The following is a 23,023-nucleotide window of genomic DNA, read 5'->3' as shown; positions in this document are numbered from 1 at the left end:
ATGCCGCGGTGTTCAAAGGGTGCGGAAGTCCGCATCGTCGCGCTTCGTCCCTGATGGTCCCGGGGCCGTCGCGCTGTTGTGCGGTGATCCTGCGCTCCAGGGTACGCGCCCGCTCCCGGGCAGGGTCCTCCGCTCCGGAAGCGGCCCGCTCGCGGGCGGACCGCCGAACAGCGCCCGCCGCACTTCGGCCCTGGCCTGCCGTACGGAGGCACGCGCCGAGGCGACCGCCGAGCGGACAGTGCGCCCGGCTTCCCGTGCCGCCGCCGCTGCCGGGCGCCACACCCCGTCGCGCAGTCCGCGGCCGACCGGGCGGACGACGTGCCGCCACACCCATACGGCAGGGTCGGCGAACAGGAAGCGCAACACCCGCCCGAAGAACCGGAAGACGGCCCGCGACACGTATCCGGCCACCCGCCAGGCGTGCCCGATCGCGTCGGCGGTCTCGCGTGCGACGACCGCGAGGCCGCGCCCCGTGGGCCTGAGCACCCACCGGTGCACGAAGCGGCACGGCGCCACCACCAAGTACCGCCACAGCCACGCCAATCCCGCACCGAAGCCCAGCACCACCGCCGCCACTCCGCGGCCGACGGGCGTCAGCACGTACCGGTACAGCAGAACCAGCGGCGCCACCACCAAGTACCGCCACAGCCACGCCAGTCCCAGACCCAGGCCCAGCACCACCGCCGCCACCCCATGGCCGACGGGCGTCAGCACATACCGGTACAGCAGAACCAGCGGCGCAGCGACCAGCGTCCGCCCCAGCCACGCCAGGCCCGCGCCGACCGCCCGCGCCAGGGCCGCCGCCCCGCGGCCGACCGGTGTCAGCACATACCGGTACAGCAGAACCAGCGGCGCCGCGACCAGCGTCCGCCCCAGCCACGCCAGCCCGGCCCATACGCCGCGAGCGGCCCAGGCGATTCCGGCTCCCGTCGCCCTCGCCAGCCGGACGAGGCCGCTGCCCGCCGGTGCGAGCACGTACCGCCACAGCGCCAGCCAGGGCCATGCGAAGAGCGCGAAGAGCACCGGCGCGAGCACCTTGCGCCACACCCACTCAGCCCCGCGGGCCAAGGGGACCCACAGGGTCCGCCGGAGCGCACGGCCGCAGACGGCGAGCGCGTCCCAGACGATCCGTACGGGCACGACGAGCAGCAGCGTCACGATCCGTACGGGCACCCGGATCACCCTCGCGAGACACCCCTCGAAGGGGGCCTCGCCGCCGTCGGCGAGAGCCGGAGCCACGTCCCGCCGCGGGACCGTCCCGGTCACGGCAGGCCCGCGCTTCACCAGCGAAACGGGGCGCACGGGCACGGGGCCGGCCGCAGCCTCCCCGGACTCCCCCGGCCCCGCGCGGCCCGCGCCCTCGCCTCCGGCCTGACGGTCCCCGGCCCCACGGTCACCGGCCTGACTGTCGCTCACACCACGGAAGACGCCCTCTCCCCCCACCCCGGTTCGCCTCTCCTCACGCGACGTGACATCTGACTCCGACCGGCAGCCGTTCCGTATGACGGTGCCGTCGCACACCCCCGCCGGGACGCTACGCGGCCTGCCCGGCGGCTACTTGACGACTACTTGACGACGGTCAGCGGCAGCAGCTTCTTCCCCGTCGGACCGATCTGGATGTCCGTGTCCATCTGCGGGCACACCCCGCAGTCGAAGCACGGCGTCCAGCGGCAGTCCTCGACCTCGGTCTCGTCGAGCGCGTCCTGCCAGTCCTCCCAGAGCCAGTCCTTGTCCAGGCCGGAGTCCAAGTGGTCCCAGGGCAGGACCTCTTCGTACGTGCGCTCACGCGTCGTGTACCAGTCGACGTCCACGCCGAAGGCCGGCAGCGTACGGGCGGCGCAGTCCATCCACAGCCCGTAGCTGAAGTACTCACGCCAGCCGTCGAAGCGTCCGCCGCGGTCGTAGACCTCGCGGATCACCGCGCCCACGCGCCGGTCGCCCCGCGAGAGCAGGCCCTCGACGATGCCGGGCTTCCCGTCGTGGTAGCGGAAGCCGATGGAACGGCCGTACTTCTTGTCGCCGCGGATCTTCTCCCGGAGCTTGCCGAGCCGCTCGTCGGTCTCCTCGGCCGACAGCTGCGGCGCCCACTGGAAGGGCGTGTGCGGCTTGGGTACGAACCCGCCGATGGACACGGTGCAGCGGATGTCGTTGGAACGCGCCACCTCGCGGCCCTTGGCGATGACGTTGACCGCCATGTCGCCGATCTGGAGCACGTCCTCGTCGGTCTCGGTCGGCAGCCCGCACATGAAGTACAGCTTCACCTGCCGCCAGCCGTTGCCGTAGGCGGTGGCGACCGTACGGATCAAGTCCTCTTCGGAGACCATCTTGTTGATGACCTTGCGGATGCGCTCGCTGCCGCCCTCGGGGGCGAAGGTGAGGCCGGACCGGCGGCCGTTGCGGGTGAGTTCGTTCGCGAGGTCGATGTTGAAGGCGTCGACGCGGGTCGAGGGAAGGGACAGCCCGATCTTGTCGTCCTCGTAGCGGTCGGCGAGGCCCTTCGCCACGTCGCCGATCTCGCTGTGGTCGGCGGACGAGAGCGAGAGCAGCCCGACCTCCTCGAAGCCGGTGCTCTTCAGGCCCTTGTCCACCATGTCGCCGATTCCGGTGATGGAGCGCTCGCGCACCGGCCGCGTGATCATGCCGGCCTGGCAGAAGCGGCAGCCTCGCGTGCAGCCGCGGAAGATCTCCACCGACATCCGCTCGTGGACGGTCTCGGCCAGCGGAACCAGCGGCTGCTTCGGGTACGGCCAGTCGTCGAGATCCATGACGGTCCGCTTGGCGACGCGCCACGGAACGCCGGTGCGGTTCGGCACGACGCGGGAGATGCGCCCGTCCGCCAGATATTCGACGTCGTAGAACTTCGGGACGTACACCTCGCCCGTCTTCGCGAGGCGCATCAGCAGCTCGTCGCGTCCCCCGGGCCGCCCCTCCGCCTTCCACGCGCGGATGATGTCGCTGACCTCCAGCACGGCCTGCTCGCCGTCGCCGACGACGGCGCAGTCCAGGAAGTCGGCCACGGGCTCCGGATTGAACGCCGCGTGGCCGCCGGCCATGACGATCGGGTGCTCGTCGCCGCGGTCCTTCGCCTCCAGCGGGATGCCCGAGAGGTCGAGCGCGGTGAGGAGGTTGGTGTAGCCGAGCTCGGTGGCGAAGGAGACGCCGAGCACGTCGAACTCCCCTACGGGGCGGTGCGCGTCGACCGTGAACTGCGGTACGTCCTGCTCCCGCATCAGCTTCTCCAGATCCGGCCAGACGCTGTAGGTGCGTTCGGCGAGCACGCCGTCACGCTCGTTGAGCACCTCGTAGAGGATCATGACGCCCTGGTTGGGCAGCCCGACCTCGTACGCGTCGGGGTACATCAGCGCCCAGCGGACGTCGCAGGAGTCCCAGTCCTTGACGGTGGAGTTCAGCTCACCGCCCACGTACTGGATCGGCTTCTGGACGTGCGGAAGGAGGGCCTCCAGGCGCGGGAAGACCGACTCGACTGGCATGGGGTTCCTCGGATCGGGACGCTGTCGCTGTACGGATGACCATTCAGCGTAACGCGGGCCCCGAAACGGCCCCCAATCCACCGCCCCCGCCGGGTGCGAGGGGCCTATGCCGAGACGGGCCGCTGGACCCTGATCGACTGAAGCAGTCCCAGCGCGAGCCACACCGCGAACATCGACGTACCGCCGTAGGAGACGAACGGCAACGGCAGGCCCGCGACGGGCATGATGCCCAGCGTCATGCCGATGTTCTCGAACGACTGGAACGCGAACCAGGCGATCACTCCGGCGGCGACGACCGTGCTGTAGAGCTCGGACGACTCGCGCGCGATGCGGCACGCCCGCCAGATCACGACACCGAGCAACGCGATGATCAACGCGCCGCCCAGGAAGCCCAGTTCCTCACCGGCGACGGTGAAGACGAAGTCGGTCTGCTGCTCCGGGACGAACTGGCCCGTGGTCTGCGACCCCTCGAAGAGCCCCTTGCCGCTCAGCCCGCCCGAACCGATCGCGATCCGCGCCTGGTTGGTGTTGTAGCCGACGCCGGCCGGGTCGAGCGCGGGGTTGGCGAAGGCGGCGAAGCGGTTGATCTGGTACTGGTCCAGCAGTCCGAACGCCCAGACGCACACGGCACCCGTGGTGCCCGCGGCGCACAGCCCGACGATCCACCGGTTCGAGGCGCCGGAGGCGAGCAGAACTCCCAGAACGATTATGACCATGACCATCACGGAGCCCAGGTCGGGCATCAGCATGATGACCAGGATCGGCGCCGCGGCCAGGCCCAGCGCCTGAAGGACGGTGCGGTGGTCCGGGTACTCACGGTCACCCGCGTCCACCCGCGCGGACAGCAGCATCGCCATGCCGAGGATCACCGTGATCTTGATGAACTCCGCGGGCTGGAGCGAGAACCCACCGCCGAGGTGCAGCCAGGCCCGCTGCCCGTTGATCGTCGCGCCCAGCGGCGTGAGCACGAGAAGACCGAGCAGCAGGGTCGCGCCGTACAGGAACGGCACGGCTCCGCGCACCCTGCGGTGCCCGAGCCACACCATGCCCGCCATGAGCAGCAACCCGACGATGAGGCTGACCACATGACGGGTCAGGAAGTAGTACGGGTCGCCCTGGTTGAGGTCGCTGCGGTTGCGCGTGGCCGACCAGACGAGGAGCGAACCGACGATGGACAGCCCGATGCCGGCCATCACCATGATCCAGTCGAGCCGCCAGACCGCCGAGTCGCGGGCGGTGAGCCTGCCCCACACCGACCTCGTCTGCGGCCCGTAGCCGCTCAGGCTGTAGGAGTGCGTGCTCATCCGCCCGCTCCGGTGGTGGGTGCGCCCTTGACCGCGCGCTCGGCACGCTTCTTGAAGTCGTCGTCGTCCCTCGACTCGATGTTGCCGTGGGCGTCGATCTTCGGGAGGCCTTCCTCTGGGTGCGGCAGCAGTGCGGCCTTCTCGTCGATGTCGCCGTCCTGGTTGACCCCGTAGAGGGCGTTGTAGATGTTGCGGACCGCGGGGCCGGAGGCACCGGAGCCGGTACCGCCCTGCGAGATCGTCATGAGGACCGTGTAGTCCTTGGTGTACGTCGTGAACCAGGACGTGGTCTGCTTGCCCGCCACCTCGGCCGTACCCGTCTTGGCGTGCATCTTGATCTTGTCCTGCGGCCAGCCCGCGTCGCCGAAGCGCCAGGCCGCGGTGCCTCGTTCGGCGACGCCGGCGAGTGCCCCGTCGATCTTCTTCAGGAGCTTCTTGTCCACCGGCAGCCTGCCGTGCGACTTCGGCTTGATCTCCTTTATGGTCTTGCCCTTCGGCCCGATCGTCGCCTTGCCGAGTGTGGGGTCGTGCAGGGTGCCGCCGTTGGCGATGGCCGAGTAGATCGTCGCCATCTGGATCGGCGTGACGAGCGTGTCGCCCTGTCCGATCGAGTAGTTGACGCTGTCACCGGCGCGCATCTTCATCCCGGAGACGCAGTTCTCCTTCGCGATCTTGTCCGCGTAGGACTTGGGATCCTTGGCCTGCTTGCACCAGGCGTCCTTGTTGGCCTTCCAGTAGTCCTTCTTCCACTGACGGTCCGGAACCCGGCCCTCGACCTCGTTGGGAAGGTCGACCCGGGTCTTCTTGCCGAGGCCGAACTTGTGGGCCGTCTTGTAGAAGTAGTCGTTGGCGTTCTTCTTCGGGTGGTTGCCGCCGTCCTTGAGCCACTGCTTGTACGCGAGGTCGTAGAAGACCGTGTCGCAGGAGATCTCCAGGGCGCGGCCGATGCTGATGCTGCCGGCGCTCTCGGACTCGAAGTTCTTGAAGGTCTGCCCGCCGACGTTGTACGAGGCAGGGCAGTTGTAGTTGCCGTCGAAGCGGTTGCCCGCCCTGACGGCAGCCGTGGAGGAGATCACCTTGAAGATGGAGCCCGGCGCCGAGAGGCCCTGGATGGAGCGGTTCAGCAGCGGATAGTTCGACTTCTTGCCCGTGAGCTGGTCGTACTTCTTGCCGGAGATTCCGCCGACCCACTCGTTCGGGTCGTACTCCGGGTTGGAGGCCATCGCGACGAGGCGGCCGGTCTTGTTCTCCATCACGACGGCAGCGCCCGCATCGGCCTTGTAGTTCTTGTTGGTGTTCTTGTCGTGCTCCTTGCGGGCGTTCTTCATCGCCGTCAGCAACTCGTTCTCGGTGACGGCCTGGACCCGGGAGTCGATGCTCGTGACGAGGCTGGAGCCCGGCTCGGCCTTGTCGCTCTTGGCCCGGCCCATGACGCGCCCCAGGTTGTCGACCTCGTAGCGGGTGACGCCCGAACTGCCGCGCAGTATGGCGTCGTACGTGCGCTCCAGGCCGGACCGCCCGATCTCGTCGGACGAGAGGAAGGGCGAGTCGGTGTTCTTGGTCTTCCTGATCTCCTCGTCCGTGACGGGCGAGAGATAGCCGAGGACCTGGGACGTGTGGGACCCGTACGGCGCCGGATAGCGGCGCACGGCCGTCGGCTCGGCGGTGATGCCGGGGAAGTCCTCGGCACGCTCACGGATTTGGAGGGCCTGCTGGGTGGTGGCGTCGTCGGTCACGGGGATCGGCTGGTACGGCGAGCCGTTCCAGCAGGGCTGCGGCGTCTTGGCGTCGCAGAGCCGCACCTTCCCCTGCACGGTCTTCGGGTCCATGTCGAGGACGCCGGCGAGACGGGTGAGCACGGCCTTGCCGCCGTCGTCCATCTTCATCAACTCGGTGCGGGAGGCGGAGACGACGAGACGCGTCTCGTTGTCCGCGATGGGCACGCCGCGCGAGTCGAGGATGGAGCCGCGGGTCGCGGGCTGCACGACCTGCTGCACGTGGTTGCCCGCGGCCTCCTTCTGGTACTGGTCGCCGTTGCGCACCTGGAGATACCACAGGCGTCCGCCGAGCGTGAGCAGCAGCGACATCACCAGGATCTGAATGGCGATCAGCCGGATACTGACCCGGCTGCTGCGTCCGGTCTCAGGGATGTTGGTCACAGCCGCTTGACCCCCTTGATCTTCCCGGTCCTGCTCTTACGGGACGACCGGTCCAGCAGGCTGCCCCGCTGGATGCCCATCCGGATGGCCTTGCCGTTGCGCGAGTTGCGCGTAGTGCCGCCGTTGCGGCCCTTGCCGAAGAGGCTGCTGCCCCCGACTTGGAGTCCTGTACCCGAACTGAGCCATCCATAGGCCCCTTTGTCACTCCGGCCCATACTTCCGACGCCCGAAGCGTCGGAAGTGATCACGCCGCGTTCGGTACGGCGCGCGGCCCACATGATCAGCGGTACGGCGAAGGGCGCCAGCAGCAAGTCGTAGAGCGTGGCCGTGAACAGCAGCGGCAGCAGCGCCACATGACCGGCCGCGGTGTCGCCGACGAGAGTGCCGACACCCGCGTACAGCAGCGTCGAACCGACGGCGGCGCTGGCGACGACGAGCATCGGCACGGTCGCCGAACGGTGCTGCGTACCCTCCGGCTTGGTCAGTCCCGCGACGTACCCGATGACGCACAGCACCAGCGCATAGCGCCCCACCGCGTGCTCCGCAGGCGGCGCGAGGTCCGCGAGCAGACCGCCGAGGAAGCCGGTGACGGCGCCGGCGGTGTGCCCGTAGACCATCGCGAGACCGAGCAGGACGAGCAGCAGCAGATCCGGCACCGCCCCGGGCAGCTGAAGCCGCGCCAGCACGCTGACCTGCACGATCAGGGCGCCCACGACGAGAACGGCCGAGAGCAGGATCCGGTTGAGGTACATCGGTCAGCTCCTGGATTCCGAAGCGTCGGGCTTCGGGGTCTTGGTCACGGTCACCGTGGGCGCGGGCTTGGGCTTCGGCGGCTTCTTGACTCGCAGCACCTCGTCGCGGGGGTCGGTACGCGGCGGCCTGACGACGACGCCGACGATGTCGAGCTTGCTGAAGCTGACGAACGGCCGGACGCTGACGCCGCGCGTGAGATCGCCCGCCGTCCTGTCCACCTTGGAGACCGTCCCCACGGGCACGCCCGGCACGAAGGGCTTGTTGTTGCGAGAGCCGAAAGTCACTATCCGGTCGCCCTTCTTCACCTCCGACTTGCCGTTGAGGAGCTGGACCGTTATGGCGTCGCCACCGCGGCCGGTGGCGAACCCGAGCTCGCTGCTCTTCTCCATGCGCGTGCCCACGGAGAAGTCCGGGTCGTTGGCGAGCAGCACGGTGGCCGTGGACGAACTGACGGTGGTGACGCGGCCGACGAGACCGTCGCCGTTGATGACCGTCATGTCGCGCGCGATGCCGTCCCGGCTGCCCGCGTCGATGGTGATCGTCCAGGAGAAGCCCTGCCCGGAACCGATGCCGATGACCTGGGCGCCCTTCAGTCCGTAACCGCCGGCGCCCGCGGTCTTCAGCAGCTTGTCCAGCTCCTTGGAGCGGGAGCGGTGCCGGTCGCTGGAGCCCAGGCGCTGCTTCAGCTTCGCGTTCTCCGCTTCGAGACGCCTTATACGGTTGTGCCGCACACCGGAGTCGCGGACCGCTGCGATGGAGTTCCCCACGGGGTCGACCGCCGCCGACACCCCTTTCTCCACAGGTCCGAAGGCTGAAGCGGCGACGTGCCGCGCGCTGTCCATAGGAGACTGCTCGCCCTTCCTGATGTCCACCGTGATCAGTGCGAACGCGATGGCGATCAGAAGGACGAGCAGCAGCCGGCTCTCTCGGGTGTCCCTCACGTGCGGCGGCCGTGCCTTTCCTCAGTCGGTCGGACCGGTGTCCGTTCCGGAACGGCGCCGCTCAACGCGCGCCGCGTCGCTCCGGAACTGTCAACGATCCGCGGGCGGACTGGTGGTCGTGGTGCGGCCGACCGCACGTCAGATCGCTTGAGTTCAGATCATCGCCTGGGCTGGGAGTCGAGGACCTGCTGAAGCGCCTCGAACTCCTCCACGCACTTTCCGGATCCGAGCGCCACGGAGTCCAGCGGATCCTCGGCGATGTGGATCGGCATGCCCGTCTCGCTGCGCAGTCGCTCGTCCAGGCCGCGCAGCAGGGCACCGCCGCCGGTGAGGACGATCCCGCGGTCCATGACGTCCCCGGACAGCTCGGGCGGGCACTTGTCGAGCGTGGTCTTCACCGCGTCGACGATCGCGTTGACCGGCTCCTCCATGGCACGGCGGACCTCGGCGGCCGAGATGACGACCGTCTTGGGAAGTCCGCTGACCAGGTCGCGGCCGCGGATCTCGGTGTGCTCGTCCTTGTCGAGGGAGTGCGCGGAACCGATCGTGATCTTGATGCTCTCGGCGGTGCGCTCGCCGAGGAGCAGGCTGTACTCCTTCTTGATGTGCTGGATGATCGCGTTGTCCAGCTCGTCCCCGGCGACGCGGATCGACTGTGCCGTGACGATCCCGCCGAGCGAGATCACCGCCACCTCGGTGGTGCCGCCGCCGATGTCGACGACCATGTTGCCCGTGGCCTCGTGCACGGGGAGACCGGAGCCGATCGCCGCCGCCATGGGCTCCTCGATGATGTGCACCTGGCGGGCGCCGGCCTGGGTCGACGCCTCGATCACGGCACGGCGCTCGACGCCGGTGATGCCCGAGGGAACGCAGATGACCACGCGCGGACGCGCGAGATAACGTCGCTTGTGGATCTTGAGGATGAAGTAGCGGAGCATCCGCTCTGTGATCTCGAAGTCGGCGATGACGCCGTCCTTCAGCGGACGCACGGCCACGATGTTGCCGGGGGTGCGGCCGATCATCTTCTTCGCCTCGGCGCCTACCGCCAGGATGCCCCCGGTGTTGGTGTTGATGGCGACGACCGACGGCTCGTTGAGGACGATCCCGCGACCCCTGACGTACACCAGCGTGTTGGCGGTCCCGAGGTCGACAGCCATATCACGGCCGATGAACGACATGTTGTTCGCCATAGGATGCGTCTGGCCTTCCAACTGGAGCGGTGTGTTCGGGAGGACGGCAGGAGAGGTGGTCCGCGCTAACGCTGTGGAGACGCGAGGTTCCATCGTAGACGCGGACTCGAACACGTAGCGAGGGTGTCCCGCCATTGTCGGCGCAACAGCCGTCGTCCCTGTAATCAGTGACGTCGTGTCGGGGTGATGCGTTCCCCCGAACCGGCTCGCATATGCCGACGGGCGCCCGGAAATTGTGGGTCGCCCCAGGTCATCAGGGCCCTGACGACTGATGACGTGTCAGCGTGACCTCAGCTGAAGTCCGGGAAAAAAATCTTCAGTTCCCGTTCCGCGGACTCCGCCGAGTCCGAAGCGTGAATCAGGTTTTCCCGTACAACCGTGCCGAAGTCCCCCCGAATGGAGCCCGGCGCGGCGGCGATGGGGTCCGTCGGGCCGGCGAGCGCACGTACGCCCTCGATGACGCGCTCGCCCTCGACGACCATCACGACGGACGGGCCCGATGCCATGAACTCGACCAGCGGCTCGTAGAAGGGCTTGCCCACGTGCTCGGAGTAGTGCTGCTCCAGCGTCGAGCGGTCCAGAGTGCGCAACTCCAGTGCTGTGACGGCCCAGTCCGCCTTGCTCTCGATGCGGCGGACGATCTCGCCGATCAGACCGCGGCGTACGGCGTCGGGCTTCAGCAGTACCAGGGTGCGCTCGCTCATGGTGGGGGCTCCTCGGGGATGGATGTGCCGCGGCGCCGGGCGCACGTCGCCGGCGGCCCGGTCCGGATGTGGCCGGTTGTGGATGCCCAGAGGCTACACGTGCGCATCCCGTCGCGGTCACGCAGTGTCAGGCTCGGTCTCCAGGCGGGCGCGCTCGGCCTTCGCCTCGTCGACCTTCCGCCCGAAGTGGACGGACGCCCACCACAGGGCGGCGAAGCACGCGCCGAGGAAGTACATGGCCGGGACGACCAACCCCGAGGCGACGAGGGCCAGTTGGAGCGCCCAGCCCAGCTGGACGCCGCCCCTGCGGGTCAGCGCACCGCACAGCAGGACGCACAGCGCCATCGCCACTCCGCACACCGCCCAGACGGTGCCCGCGGACAGCTCGCTCGTACGCATCGCGACGAGACCCGCGAAGCCGATGACGAAGAACTCGCCGATCAGCGTGCTCGCGCAGAGAGTGCGCACTAGCGCTCCCTCCCCAGCAGCAGCCGGGCCTCGCCGGCGGTGATGACGGAGCCGGTGACCAGTACGCCCGCTCCGGCGTACTCGCCCTCCTCCTCGGCGAGCGTGATGGCCTCCTCAAGGGCGCTGTCGAGGCGGGGCTCCACCTGTACGCGGTCCTCGCCGAAGACCTCGACGGCGACGGCGGCCAGTTCGTCGACGTCCATGGCGCGGGGCGTGGAGTTACGGGTCAGCACCACCTCCGCGAAGATCGGCTCGAAGGCCTCAAGCAGCCCGCGTACGTCCTTGTCGCTGCTGGGTCCGACGACGCCGACGAGACGGCTGAAACTGAACGCCTCGGCGACCGCCTCCGCGGTGGCGCGGGCGCCCGCGGGATTGTGCGCGGCGTCGAGCAGCACGGCGGGACTCGTGCGCATCAGCTCCAGCCGGCCCGGCGAGGAGACGGAGGCGAAGGCCTGGCGTACGACGTCGGCGTCGAGAGTGCGGCCCTGGTCGGTGCCGCGGGCGCCGATGCCGAAGAAGGCCTCGACGGCGGCGAGGGCGACGGCGGCGTTGTGCGCCATGTGCGCGCCGTGCATCGGCAGGAAGATCTCCGGGTATTCGCCGCCCAGCCCGCGCAGGGTGATCAGCTGGCCGCCGACGGCGACCTCGCGGGCGACAACGCCGAACTCCAGGCCCTCGCGGGCGACCGCCGCGTCCTCCTCGGCGGCCCGCTTCAGTACGACGGACGCCGCCTCGACGGGCTGCTGGGCGAGGACGACCGTGGCGTCCTTCTTGACGACGCCGGACTTCTCCCCGGCGATCTTCTCCGGGGTGTCCCCGAGCCTGGCGGTGTGGTCCAGCGAGATGGGGGTGATGACGGAGACGCCGGCGTCGATGACGTTGGTGGCGTCCCAGCTTCCGCCCATGCCGACCTCGACGACGGCGACGTCGACGGGGGCGTCGGCGAAGGCCGCGTACGCCATGCCCGTCAGCATCTCGAAGAAGGAGAGGCGGTGCGGCTGCTGTGCGTCGACCATCTCCGCGAAGGGCTTCACGTCCTCGTACGCGTCGATGAAGCGCTCCGCGCTGACGGGAGCACCGTCGACGCTGATCCGCTCCATGATCGACTGCACGTGGGGCGAGGTGTATCGGCCCGTGCGCAGCTCGAAGGCGCTCAGCAGCGCCTCGATCACGCGGGCGGTGCTGGTCTTGCCGTTGGTGCCGGTGATGTGGATCGACGGGTAAGCGCGCTGCGGCTCGCCCATCACGTCCATCAGCGCCCGGATGCGGTCCAGGGACGGGTCGAGCCGCGTCTCGGGCCAGCGGTCCATCAGCTCCGACTCGACGGCACGCAGGGCGCGTTCGGTCTCCGGGTCCTCGGGACGTGCCGGTACGACGTCGGCCTCCGGGGGGCCCGCCTGCGCTCGGAGAGTGCGGCTGCCCGCCTCGATGACGGCGAGATCCGGGTCGCGGTCGGTCTCCGCGCCGACGATCTCCTCGAACTCCGAGGGGGCGGGCGCCGTGCCGCCGTTCTCTTCGCCGGGGTCGTGTTCGCCGGGGTCGTTTCCGGGGGGCTGGGACTGGTCACTCACGGCGCCAAGTCTACGTAGGGCGCGAAGGGGCGGCGGAGCGGCCTTCGGCGGGACCGCGGCCCACCCCGGGCGGCGGCGGGCGCGGGCCCCGGACACAGCTGCTGCGTCCGGAGCCCGCGCCGCGAGCCGTTACGCGCCGGGCAGCCGCTCCAGCTGCTGCCGGAGGCGGGCGATGTCGGACTCGGCCGTCGCGCGGCGCTCACGGATCTTCTCGACGACGTGGTCCGGGGCCTTGGCCAGGAAGCCGTCGTTCTCCAGCTTGGCCGTGGTCTGGCGCAGCTCCTTCTCGGCGGCTCCGAGGTCCTTCGTGAGCCGCTTGCGCTCGGCGTCGACGTCGATGACGCCCGAGAGGTCCAGCTCGACGGTGCCGTCCGTGACCGGCAGCGACGCCGTGGCCTGGAAGCCCTCGCCCTCGGGCTGGAGGCGCAGCAGCTGCCGGATCGCGGCCTCGTGGGCGCCGAGCGCACCGGTCAGGGCGAGCCGGGCGGGAACCCGCTGCCCCGGCTGGAGGCCCTGGTCGGCGCGGAAGCGGCGGACCTCCGTGACGGCGTTCTGGAGCGCGGCGATCTCCCGTTCCGCGTCCGCGTCGCGGAATCCGGAGTCCGCGGGCCAGGGAGCGACGACGACGGACTCGCCGCCCGTCAGCGTCGTCCACAGCGACTCGGTGACGAACGGGACCACCGGGTGCAGCAGCCGCAGCATCACGTCGAGGACCTCGCCCAGCACGCGGCGCGAGACCTCGGCGGGCCGTCCGCCCGCCGCGAAGGTGGTCTTGGAGAGCTCGACGTACCAGTCGAAGACCTCGTCCCACGCGAAGTGGCGCAGGGCGTCGGAGAGTTTGGCGAACTGATAGTCCTCGTAACAGCCGTCGACCTCGGCGACGACGGAGTTGAGCCGGGAGAGGATCCACCGGTCCGTGGCGCCGAGTTCGGACGCCTCCGGCAGCGGGCCCTCGACCGTGGCGCCGTTCATCAGCGCGAAACGCGTGGCGTTCCAGATCTTGTTGGCGAAGTTGCGGGACGCCTTGACCCAGTCCTCGCCGATCGGCACGTCCGCGCCGGGGTTGGCGCCGCTGGTGAGGGTGAAGCGGACGGCGTCGGCGCCGTAGTCGTTCATCCAGTCCAGCGGATCGACCGAGTTGGGGTTGGACTTGGACATCTTCTTGCCGTGGTCGTCGCGGACCAGGCCGGTCAGGGCGATCGTGTGGAACGGTGCGACGCCGTCCATCGCGTACAGCCCGAACATCATCATCCTGGCGACCCAGAAGAAGATGATGTCGTGCCCGGTCAGCAGCACGTCCGTCGGATAGAACCGCGCCAGGTCCTGGGTCCGCTCGGGCCAGCCGAGGGTGGAGAACGGCCAGAGACCGGAGGAAAACCAGGTGTCCAGGACGTCCGGATCCTGCGTCCAGCCCTCGCCCGAGGGGGGCTGCTCGTCGGGGCCGACGCAGCGGACCTCGCCGTCGGGCCCGTACCAGACGGGGATGCGGTGGCCCCACCACAGCTGGCGCGAGATGCACCAGTCGAGCATGTTGTCGACCCAGTCGAAGTAGCGCGCGGACATCTCCGCCGGGTGGATCCGCACGCGCCCGTCGCGCACGGCGTCTCCCGCGGCCTGCGCCAGCGGCTCGACGCGGACCCACCACTGCATGGACAGCCGCGGCTCGATGGTCGTCTTGCAGCGCGAGCAGTGGCCGACGCTGTGGACGTACGGGCGCTTCTCGGCGGTGATGCGGCCCTGTTCGCGCAGGGCGGCGACGATGGAGGAGCGCGCCTCGAAGCGGTCCAGGCCCTCGTACGGACCGTGGGCGGTGATCACGCCGCGCTCGTCCATGACGGTCAGCGCCGGCAGGTCGTGCCGCTGCCCGATCGCGAAGTCGTTGGGGTCGTGCGCGGGGGTGACCTTGACCGCGCCGGAGCCGAACTCCGGGTCCACGTGCTCGTCGGCGACGACGGGGATGGAGCGGTCGGTGAGCGGCAGCTTGATGCGCTTGCCGAGCAGGTGCGCGTAGCGGCCGTCGTCGGGGTGGACGGCGACGGCGGTGTCGCCGAGCATCGTCTCGGCGCGGGTCGTCGCCACGATCAGGGAGTCGTCGCCCTCGCCGTAGCGGATGGAGACCAACTCGCCGTCGTCCTCCTGGTATTCGACCTCGATGTCGGAGATCGCGGTCAGGCAGCGCGGGCACCAGTTGATGATCCGCTCCGCGCGGTAGATCAGCCCGTCGTCGTACATCTGCTTGAAGACGGTCTGGACGGCGCGGGATAGGCCCTCGTCCATCGTGAAGCGCTCGCGCGTCCAGTCGACGCCGTCGCCGAGGCGGCGCATCTGGCCGAGGATCTTGCCGCCGTACTCCTCCTTCCACTGCCAGACGCGCTCGACGAACGCCTCACGCCCCAAGTCCTGCCGGGAGCGGCCCTCTTCGGCGAGCTGCTGCTCGACCTTGTTCTGCGTGGCGATTCCGGCGTGGTCCATGCCCGGCAGCCACAGCGACTCGTAACCCTGCATCCGCTTACGGCGGGTGAGGGCGTCCATCAGCGTGTGCTGGAAGGCGTGCCCGAGGTGGAGCGAGCCCGTGACGTTCGGCGGCGGGATGACGATGGTGTACGGCTGCTTGTCGCTCTTCGCGTCCGCCTCGAAGTAACCGCGAGCTACCCAGCGCTCGTACAGCTCCTCCTCCACCTCGGCCGGTGCGTACTGCGTCGGCAGGTCTGCGGGGGCTGCTGCGTTCGGCCCTCGGGAGTCGGGGCGCTGCGATGAGTTCTCGGTCACGACGGCAGTGTACGGGCGTCAATGTCGCAGTCTCGAATCGGTTTGGGGACCCGCGGACCGCGCATCGGGGGGTTCCGCCAGGATGTACGCGAAGCACGCGAGCGCGAGCACGACCGCGTCGTGGAGACGCACATCAACGGAGGGGAAGCGCCGCCATGAGTCAGAACCAGCCGGGGCCTTACGGACAGCAACCGCCCCCGCCGGGACCGTACGGACAGCCGCCGCAGGGGCCGAATCCGTACGCCCAGGGGGCGCCGCCCGCCGGGGTGCCGGGGCAGCCCGCTCAGCCCGGCTACGGGTATCCGCAGCAGCCTCCCGTACCGCCCGGTCAGCCCGGTTACGGCTTCCCGCAGCAGCCCGGGCAGCCGGGCCCCTACGGTCAGCCCGGACCGTACGGACAGCCCGGACCGCCCATGCCCCCGAAGGGTGGCGGCGCGGGCAAGACCGTCGCCATCGTCATCGGCTCGCTGGTGATCGTGGGCGCCGTGATCGGCGGCGTCTTCCTGTTCGGGAGCCTGAGCGGCGGCGGTTCGGTGGGCGCCGGCGACGGCAAGAAGTACAAGCTGACGGCTCCGCAGACGGTCGCCGGTGAGTACGAGAAGGACGCGGGCGGCACGACGAACGAGATGACGCAGTCCGAGCTCTCCGAGTTCGAGAAGGCCGGTGTCACCGACCCGAAGAGCGAGCACGGCTCGTACAAGGCGGGCGCCGGCACGGCGTCGAAGCAGCTGAACTTCCAGGGCGTCTGGGGAGACGTCGAGGACCCGGAGGCCACCGTCGACACGGCCTTCGAGAAGATGGCCCAGGACAGCGAGAAGAACGCCGAACGCACCGGCAGGAGCGCCGAATTGGAGGGCAGCCCGGAGGAGGTCTCGCCCGCCGGTCTCGACGACGAGGCCGTGATGAAGTGCCAGATCATCAAGGTCTCCCTGGGCACGTCCACGTCGGGCTCCGGAGCCCTGAAGGCGCCGCTGTGCATGTGGGCCGACCACAGCACCGTGGCGATGGTCTCCGCCCAGGACGGCGCGGCCGTGCTCACCGGCAAGAGCATGACGATCGACCAGACCGCGGAGCTGTCGAAGAAGCTGCGCGACGACGCACGGGTCGAGATCAAGTAGCCCGCTGCGCAAGGGATCCGGGCGCCCGGCCCGGTGCGGGCGCGGATGTGCGCACGCGTGCCGGGCGCCCCCAGTCCGACGGAGGAGACGGAAGCGATGAGTGACAGTCAGCCGGGCCCGTACGTACGGGAGGACGCCGGCGGGGCGGCGGGCAGCACCGGCACGGCGGCGGCCGCGGCACCCGGCGGACCGGGCGAACCCGGCGGGTCCGCGACACCCGGAGTGCCCGGGAAGCCCGGAGTGCCCGGGAAGCCCGGCGGGTCCGGGAAGCGGGGCGCCGGCGGCCGCAACGCGGCGATCGCCGGCGGGGCGCTCGCACTCGTCGCCGTCCTCGCCGGCGGCTACTTCGCACTCGGTGGAGAGGACCCCCCTCGGCACAAGCTGACGACGCCGAAGGTCCTCGCCGGCGAGTACCAGCGCGACGGCAAGGGCGAGAAGGGCGACGGCGAGGCCTTCGACAACAAGAAGGTCCCGGGCATGACGAGCAACGCGGACGTCAGCGCCGAGTACAAGTCGGGCCCGACCAAGAAGCTCCAACTCGGCGGCGCCTACGGCTCGGTGGCCGATCCGCGCAAGGCCGTCGACTGGGTCTTCCGGCAGACGGGCAAGTCGCTCAAGACCGAGACGGGCGCCAAGGCCGAGGGCTCGCTGCGGAAGTTCAAGCCGTCCGGGTTCGACGGCGACGTGCTCAAGTGCCAGGAGTACAAGATCTCCAACATGAGCCTGGCGATGTGCGGTTGGGCCGACTCCAGCACCGTCGGCACCGTCTCGTCGATGATCCTCACCAAGGACGGGACGTCGACGGAACCGGTCGATCTGAAGTCGACGGCCGAACTCACCGCGAAGGTACGCAAGGGCGCCCTCGTCAAGACCGGCTGACGAGCGGCGCTACGGCACCGGACCGGCGATACGACACCGGCACCGCAGGACACGAAAAAGGGGCGCCCCGCTCAACTGCGGGGCGCCCCTTCCCGTTTCGTAAGAGCGGAGCGGCGGCGGGCGAGAGTGGTGTCCGTACGAGCCCGGTGCCGGCGCCTCAGGCGCTCTCCTCGCCTCAGGCGCTCTTCTCGTGCCGCTCCGGCTCGTTGCCGCGCGAGCGGGGCACCAGCGTCGGGTTCACATTCGAGTGGACGACCTCTTCGGTGATGACGACGCGCTCGACGTCCTTACGGGACGGCACCTCGTACATCACCGACATCAGGACCTCTTCCATGATGGCGCGCAGCCCGCGCGCGCCGGTGCCGCGCAGGATCGCCTGGTCGGCGATCGCCTCCAGCGCGGGACGGTCGAAGTCCAGCTCCACGCCGTCGAGTTCGAAGAGGCGCTGATACTGCTTGACGAGTGCGTTGCGCGGCTCCAGGAGGATCTGGAGCAGCGCCTCACGGTCGAGGTTGTGCACGCTCGTCATCACCGGCAGCCTGCCGATGAACTCCGGGATCATCCCGAACTTCACCAGGTCCTCCGGCATTACGTCCTCGAACTGGTTGATGTCCTCGATCTCCCGCTTGGAGCGGATCGTGGCGCCGAAGCCGATGCCCTTCGCACCCGCGCGCGCCTCGATGATCTTCTCCAGCCCGGCGAAGGCGCCGCCGACGATGAACAGCACGTTCGTCGTGTCGATCTGGATGAACTCCTGGTGCGGATGCTTGCGTCCGCCCTGCGGCGGCACCGAGGCGGTAGTGCCCTCCAGGATCTTCAGCAGCGCCTGCTGCACGCCCTCGCCGGAGACGTCGCGCGTGATCGACGGATTCTCGCTCTTACGGGCGACCTTGTCGATCTCGTCGATGTAGATGATGCCGGTCTCGGCCTTCTTGACGTCGTAGTCCGCGGCCTGGATCAGCTTCAGCAGGATGTTCTCGACGTCCTCGCCGACGTATCCGGCCTCCGTCAGCGCGGTGGCGTCCGCGATGGCGAAGGGGACGTTGAGCATGCGGGCCAGGGTCTGGGCGAGCAGCGTCTTACCGGAGCCCGTGGGTCCGAGCAGCAGGATGTTGGACTTCGCCAGCTCGATGCCGTCGTCCCGGCCCTGCGGGCCGCCGTTCTCACCGGCCTGCACCCGCTTGTAGTGGTTGTAGACCGCCACCGACAGGGCCTTCTTCGCGGCCTCCTGGCCGACCACGTACCCCTCGAGGAACTCGGAGATCTCACGCGGCTTGGGCAACTCGTCCCAGCGCACCTCCGACGACTCGGCGAGCTCCTCCTCGATGATCTCGTTGCACAGGTCGATGCACTCATCGCAGATGTACACGCCTGGTCCTGCGATCAGCTTCTTCACCTGCTTCTGGCTCTTCCCGCAGAACGAGCACTTGAGCAGATCGCCGCCATCACCGATGCGTGCCACGAGGTGCTTCCCCTTCGCCTGGGACCGGTCCATCAGCCGTCGGACCGAGGTACGTGCTCTGACGACGGTACCCTGCCGAGCCGTCGATTTGGGCCCCCCTTGGTACGACTCCGTAGAGGCGTGCCAAGGGGGAACAGGACGTGCGCCTTACGGTCGGCGGACGTCAGACTCCCATGCCGACCGACGACTTGCGGGTGGATACGATCTGGTCGATCAGCCCGTACTCGAGGGACTCCTCGGCAGTGAGGATCTTGTCGCGCTCGATGTCGTCGCGGATGGTCTCGATGTCCTTGGTGGAGTGCTTCGCCAGCATCTCCTCCAGCTGGACACGCATCCGCTGGATCTCGTTCGCGGCGATCTCCAGGTCCGAGACCTGACCGCGGCCCGTCTCGCTGTAGGGCTGGTGGATCAGGATGCGGGCGTTGGGAAGCGCCATCCGCTTGCCGGGGGTGCCGGCGCCGAGCAGCACGGCGGCGGCGGAGGCCGCCTGGCCCATGCAGACCGTCTGGATGTCGGGCTTCACGAACTGCATCGTGTCGTAGATCGCCGTGAGCGCCGTGAAGGAGCCGCCGGGGCTGTTGATGTAGAGCGAGATGTCCCGGTCGGGATCCATCGACTCCAGGCACAGCAACTGCGCCATGATGTCGTTCGCCGAGGCGTCGTCGATCTGGACGCCGAGGAAGATCACGCGCTCCTCGAAGAGCTTCGCGTACGGGTCGTACTCGCGCACGCCCTGCGAGGTGCGCTCCACGAAGCGCGGAACGATGTAGCGGGAGTCGGGCTGCGGGCCCGTGTAGCGGCCCTCGGAGGCGTATCCGCCCTCCGTGCCGTGGAGACCGCCGGAGGCGGGGAATCCGGGAAGATTGGTCATCGGAGCCTTCTCCTGGTGATGGGCTTGGGCTGACTGCGGTCGCTGCGCTGCTGCTGAGCCTGCTGCTGTCCTGCGGCGCGGCTCACGCGCCCGTACCGCCGCCTCCCGGAAGCTGCGCCGCCCTGCCGTACACCTCGTCGATCAGGCCGTACTCCTTGGCCTCCGTGGCGGAGAACCAGCGGTCGCGGTCGGCGTCACGGGTCCACTGCTCGACGGTCTGGCCGGTGTGCTGGGCCGAGAGCTCCGCCATCTTCTTCTTCGTACGGAGCAGCTGCTCGGCGTGGATCTTGATGTCCGAGGCGGAACCGGCCAGGCCCGCGGAGGGCTGGTGGATCAGGATGTCCGCGTTGGGCAGCGCGAAACGCTTGCCGTGGGTGCCGGCGCTCAGCAGGAACTGGCCCATCGAGGCGGCGAGGCCCATCGCGATGGTGACCACGTCGTTCTTGATGTACTGCATGGTGTCGTAGATCGCCATGCCGGCCTGGATCGAGCCGCCGGGGCTGTTGATGTAAAGGAAGATGTCCTTGTCCGGGTCGGCCGCCAGGAGCAGCAACTGAGCGGTGATCTGGTTGGCGATCTCGTCGTCGACGGGCTGGCCGAGGAAGATGATCCGCTCGTTGAGCAGCCGGTTGTAGACCTGGTCGCCGAGGCCACCACCAATCTGCTCACCGGCGGCCGAAGGCATCGGAAGCGTCACGTGTCCACCTGCTCGTGTCCGGACGGTAGCCGAAGGCGTGCCGTCTCTGGGGTCTTCATGCACTTGGGACCCTAACGCGCGGCACCGGCGGCGCCATCCCGCATCGGGAGCTGTTCGCTGTCAGCGCAGGTCCCATGGGCCCTCCGTGCAGCGCGGAAGCCCGCGCACGTACGCGTGCGCGGGCGCCGGCCGCCGTGCTCCGGAGCGTGCTGCCGGAGGGCTGGGAAGGAGGGTCAGCCCTCCGACTTCTTCTCCTGCTCCTCGCCGGCCTCGGCGGCGGCCTCCGCGGGCTGCTCCTGCTCCTCGCCGGCCTCAGTGTCCGTCTCGGTCCCGGCCTCGGCCGTCTCGGCCTCGACCGTCTCGGCGGTCTCGTCCTCTTCGTCGTCGAGGTCGACCGTCTCACCGTTGGAGTCCTTGACGGTGGCCTTCTCCACGACGGTGGCCAGCGCCTTGCCGCGCGCCACCTCGCCGACGAGCATCGGCACCTGGCCGCCCTCGACGACGGCCTGCGCGAACTGGTCGGGGCTCATGCCGGAGGACTGCGCACGGCGCATCAGGTGCTCGGTCAGCTCTTCCTGGCTGACGTTGAGCTTCTCCTTGGTGACCAGCTCGTCGAGGACGAACTGGGTGCGGATGCCCTTCTCCGCCTGCTCCTTGAGCTCGGCGTCGAAGTCCTCCTCCGACTTGTCCTGCATCTGAAGGTACGTCGCCAGGTCGAGGCCCATCTGAGCCAGCTGGTTGTTGACGAGGTTGTCCTTGCGGGTGCCGATCTCGTCCTCTAGCAGCTTGTCCGGCACGGGCACCTCGACGAGCTCGAGAAGGGCGTCGAGCACCTTCTCCTGCGCCTCGGTGGCCTGCTCGTACTTCTTCTGCTGGCCGAGGCGCTTGCGGCTGTCCTCGCGCAGCTCCTCAAGAGTGTCGAACTCGCTGGCCAGCTGGGCGAAGTCGTCGTCCAGCTCGGGCAGTTCACGAGCGGAGACCGTCTGGACCTTCACCGCCACCTCGGCCTCCTTGCCCGCGGCGGAGCCGCCCTTGAGCTCGGAGGTGAAGGTCGTGGTGCCGCCGGCCTCGACGCCCTTGACGGCGTCGTCGATGCCTTCGAGCAGCTCGCCGGAGCCGATGGTGTAGTCGACGCCCTCGGCGACGCCGTCCTCCAGGACCTCGCCGTCGACCTTGGCTTCCAGGTCGACCTTGACCACGTCGCCGTCGGCGGCGGCGCGCTCGACGACCGTGGTGGAGGCGAAGCGCTCACGCAGCTGCTCGACGGCCTTGTCCACGTCCTCGTCGGCGACCTCGGCGGCCTCGACCTCGACCTCGATGCCCGAGTAGTCGGGGATGACGATCTCGGGACGGATGTCGACCTCGGCCGTGAACGACAGCAGTTCGTTGTCCTTGAGGTCGGTGATGTCGACCTCGGGCTGCCCGAGCGGGCTCAGCTCGCCCTCCTCCACAGCCGACTGGTAAAGCTTCGGAAGCGCGTCGTTGACCGCCTCCTCCAGCACCGCGCCGCGCCCGAACCGCTGGTCGATCACCCGGGCAGGGATCTTGCCCTTGCGGAAACCGGGGACGGTGACCTGCTGGTTGATCTTCTTGTACGCCGCGTCGAGGCTGTCCTTGAGCTCCTCGAAGGGCACCTCGACTGTGAGCCGAACCCGGGTGGGGTTCAGGGTCTCCACGGCGCTCTTCACGGTCGGTCTCCTTGGGGCTGACTGCTTGGAAATCTTGGGGAATTCACGCTCTGCCGGGCGCCCCGCAAACAGCTCGGAATCCGGTGCACGACACAGGCACGCGCGTCTTGCATAGTACGTGGTCGGGGTGGCCGGATTCGAACCGACGACCTTCCGCTCCCAAAGCGGACGCGCTACCAAGCTGCGCCACACCCCGTCGGTGCGACACGTAGAGTACATGCACTACGATGCAGTCCGTGCCGCTCCGATCGACGTCACGGGCGAGGCTCCGACGACGCTTCGACGGCGCCGCGATCACGTGCCGGAGAGCTGTTACCGGGCGTACGGGGCGGGGCACTTGCGGGCGTAGCTCAATGGTAGAGCCCTGGTCTTCCAAACCAGCTACGCGGGTTCGATTCCCGTCGCCCGCTCAGCGAACGCGGAGGGCCGGCCCCCAACGGCGGGGCCGGCCCTTCGGCGTGCGTCGCACTCGGCGGCTCGCGTTGCACTCGGCGGCAGTTGCGCGCCGCTCCTCGCGCCGCTGCACGGGAGCGTGCGCGGGACGGGCGGGCGCCTGCCGCCGGAACGCTAGAAGGTGATCTGATTGATCATGTCCGCCAGCGAGTTCATGAACCGGTTGACGGTCGGCGCGATGCTGGTCGAGGCCAGGAAGAACCCGAAGAGCACTGCAACGATGGCGGGACCGGCCTTTATCGATCCACCCCTGATCATCACCACCAGGATGACTGCAAACAGCAGCACCACAGACAGTGAAATGGCCACAACTGATCACACCCTTGCCGTCGGAACGCCTCAGCGGCCGAGGGGCCCGTCGCCACCACTGCCCCCGCCGCGGACCATCGTGCCACCAAGTCGCAGGCACGTGGAGCTGGGTGACGAATCGTCGACGCCGTGGACCTCCCCGGTCGTTGCCGTTCTCCCCCGCGCGCACACCCTCTACACGCTCCGGACACAGTCG

At 69.1% G+C, this 23,023-nt stretch carries 18 protein-coding genes and 2 tRNA genes; 3 read left to right on the top strand and 17 right to left on the bottom strand.

Going from position 1 to position 23,023, the window contains the following annotated elements:
• Nucleotides 1-12: 12 nt before the first annotated feature.
• From HCC61_RS02020 to HCC61_RS01970, 11 genes are all read right to left on the bottom strand, one after another.
• Entirely contained in the window at nt 13-1,416 is a 1,404-nt protein-coding gene (locus HCC61_RS02020; RefSeq protein WP_206321936.1) for a hypothetical protein, read from the bottom strand.
• A gap of 149 nt (nt 1,417-1,565) precedes the next feature.
• Nucleotides 1,566-3,491: a TIGR03960 family B12-binding radical SAM protein gene (locus tag HCC61_RS02015; RefSeq protein WP_169133452.1), complete on the bottom strand. Its 1,926-nt coding sequence runs from the start codon at nt 3,489-3,491 to the stop codon at nt 1,566-1,568.
• Between the two features lie 104 nt (nt 3,492-3,595).
• The gene (rodA, locus tag HCC61_RS02010; protein ID WP_169133451.1) at nt 3,596-4,795 is read right to left on the bottom strand and encodes a rod shape-determining protein RodA; all 1,200 of its coding nucleotides are present in this window, start codon (nt 4,793-4,795) and stop codon (nt 3,596-3,598) included.
• Entirely contained in the window at nt 4,792-6,954 is a 2,163-nt protein-coding gene (mrdA, locus tag HCC61_RS02005) for a penicillin-binding protein 2 (protein WP_169133450.1), read from the bottom strand. The genes rodA and mrdA overlap by 4 nt, the downstream gene beginning before the upstream one ends.
• A complete protein-coding gene (mreD, locus tag HCC61_RS02000; protein WP_169133449.1) occupies nt 6,951-7,706 on the bottom strand; it encodes a rod shape-determining protein MreD in 756 nt (251 codons plus the stop codon). The genes mrdA and mreD overlap by 4 nt, the downstream gene beginning before the upstream one ends.
• A gap of 3 nt (nt 7,707-7,709) precedes the next feature.
• On the bottom strand, nt 7,710-8,648 hold the full coding sequence (mreC, locus tag HCC61_RS01995) for a rod shape-determining protein MreC (RefSeq protein ID WP_169133448.1): 939 nt from the start codon (nt 8,646-8,648) through the stop codon (nt 7,710-7,712).
• Between the two features lie 158 nt (nt 8,649-8,806).
• On the bottom strand, nt 8,807-9,826 hold the full coding sequence (locus HCC61_RS01990) for a rod shape-determining protein (protein ID WP_028431807.1): 1,020 nt from the start codon (nt 9,824-9,826) through the stop codon (nt 8,807-8,809).
• Nucleotides 9,827-10,128: 302 nt separating this feature from the next.
• Nucleotides 10,129-10,542 (bottom strand): nucleoside-diphosphate kinase, encoded by a 414-nt coding sequence (gene ndk, locus HCC61_RS01985; protein WP_169133447.1) that lies wholly within the window; start codon nt 10,540-10,542, stop codon nt 10,129-10,131.
• A gap of 117 nt (nt 10,543-10,659) precedes the next feature.
• Complete coding sequence (locus HCC61_RS01980; protein WP_169133446.1) at nt 10,660-11,010, bottom strand: DUF4233 domain-containing protein; 351 nt, start codon at nt 11,008-11,010, stop codon at nt 10,660-10,662.
• Nucleotides 11,010-12,482, bottom strand: coding sequence for a folylpolyglutamate synthase/dihydrofolate synthase family protein (locus HCC61_RS01975; RefSeq protein ID WP_346777015.1), 1,473 nt, complete (start codon nt 12,480-12,482; stop codon nt 11,010-11,012). The genes HCC61_RS01980 and HCC61_RS01975 overlap by 1 nt, the downstream gene beginning before the upstream one ends.
• A gap of 228 nt (nt 12,483-12,710) precedes the next feature.
• A complete protein-coding gene (locus tag HCC61_RS01970) occupies nt 12,711-15,350 on the bottom strand; it encodes a valine--tRNA ligase (protein WP_169133444.1) in 2,640 nt (879 codons plus the stop codon).
• Between the two features lie 155 nt (nt 15,351-15,505).
• Here HCC61_RS01970 and HCC61_RS01965 point away from each other — a divergent pair, with 155 nt between their 5' ends.
• The gene (locus tag HCC61_RS01965) at nt 15,506-16,468 is read left to right on the top strand and encodes a hypothetical protein (protein ID WP_169133443.1); all 963 of its coding nucleotides are present in this window, start codon (nt 15,506-15,508) and stop codon (nt 16,466-16,468) included.
• Between the two features lie 96 nt (nt 16,469-16,564).
• Nucleotides 16,565-17,347 carry a hypothetical protein gene (locus HCC61_RS31145; protein ID WP_169133442.1) on the top strand — a complete coding sequence of 261 codons (783 nt, stop codon included), beginning with the start codon at nt 16,565-16,567 and terminating at the stop codon, nt 17,345-17,347.
• A 175-nt stretch (nt 17,348-17,522) separates the two neighbouring features.
• Here HCC61_RS31145 and clpX read toward each other — a convergent pair whose 3' ends face one another.
• From clpX to HCC61_RS01935, 5 genes are all read right to left on the bottom strand, one after another.
• A complete protein-coding gene (gene clpX / locus HCC61_RS01955) occupies nt 17,523-18,809 on the bottom strand; it encodes an ATP-dependent Clp protease ATP-binding subunit ClpX (protein WP_169133441.1) in 1,287 nt (428 codons plus the stop codon).
• A gap of 163 nt (nt 18,810-18,972) precedes the next feature.
• Nucleotides 18,973-19,680, bottom strand: a complete 708-nt coding sequence (locus HCC61_RS01950) for an ATP-dependent Clp protease proteolytic subunit (RefSeq protein ID WP_169133440.1) — start codon at nt 19,678-19,680, stop codon at nt 18,973-18,975.
• Between the two features lie 82 nt (nt 19,681-19,762).
• On the bottom strand, nt 19,763-20,365 hold the full coding sequence (locus HCC61_RS01945) for an ATP-dependent Clp protease proteolytic subunit (RefSeq protein ID WP_169133827.1): 603 nt from the start codon (nt 20,363-20,365) through the stop codon (nt 19,763-19,765).
• A 245-nt stretch (nt 20,366-20,610) separates the two neighbouring features.
• On the bottom strand, nt 20,611-22,065 hold the full coding sequence (gene tig / locus HCC61_RS01940) for a trigger factor (protein WP_169133439.1): 1,455 nt from the start codon (nt 22,063-22,065) through the stop codon (nt 20,611-20,613).
• Nucleotides 22,066-22,184: 119 nt separating this feature from the next.
• Nucleotides 22,185-22,261 (bottom strand) — tRNA-Pro (locus tag HCC61_RS01935).
• A 143-nt stretch (nt 22,262-22,404) separates the two neighbouring features.
• Between HCC61_RS01935 and HCC61_RS01930 the strand changes: the two genes are divergently transcribed.
• Nucleotides 22,405-22,475 (top strand) — tRNA-Gly (locus HCC61_RS01930).
• A 157-nt stretch (nt 22,476-22,632) separates the two neighbouring features.
• Here HCC61_RS01930 and HCC61_RS01925 read toward each other — a convergent pair.
• Nucleotides 22,633-22,827: a hypothetical protein gene (locus tag HCC61_RS01925; protein ID WP_169133438.1), complete on the bottom strand. Its 195-nt coding sequence runs from the start codon at nt 22,825-22,827 to the stop codon at nt 22,633-22,635.
• Between the last annotated feature and the right edge of the window lie 196 nt (nt 22,828-23,023).

The sequence above is a fragment of the Streptomyces sp. HNM0575 genome (assembly GCF_012726265.1).
Classification (GTDB): domain Bacteria; phylum Actinomycetota; class Actinomycetes; order Streptomycetales; family Streptomycetaceae; genus Streptomyces.
The sequence above is the reverse complement of the archived record's forward strand: the minus strand, read 5'-3'. Positions and strand labels throughout refer to the sequence as shown.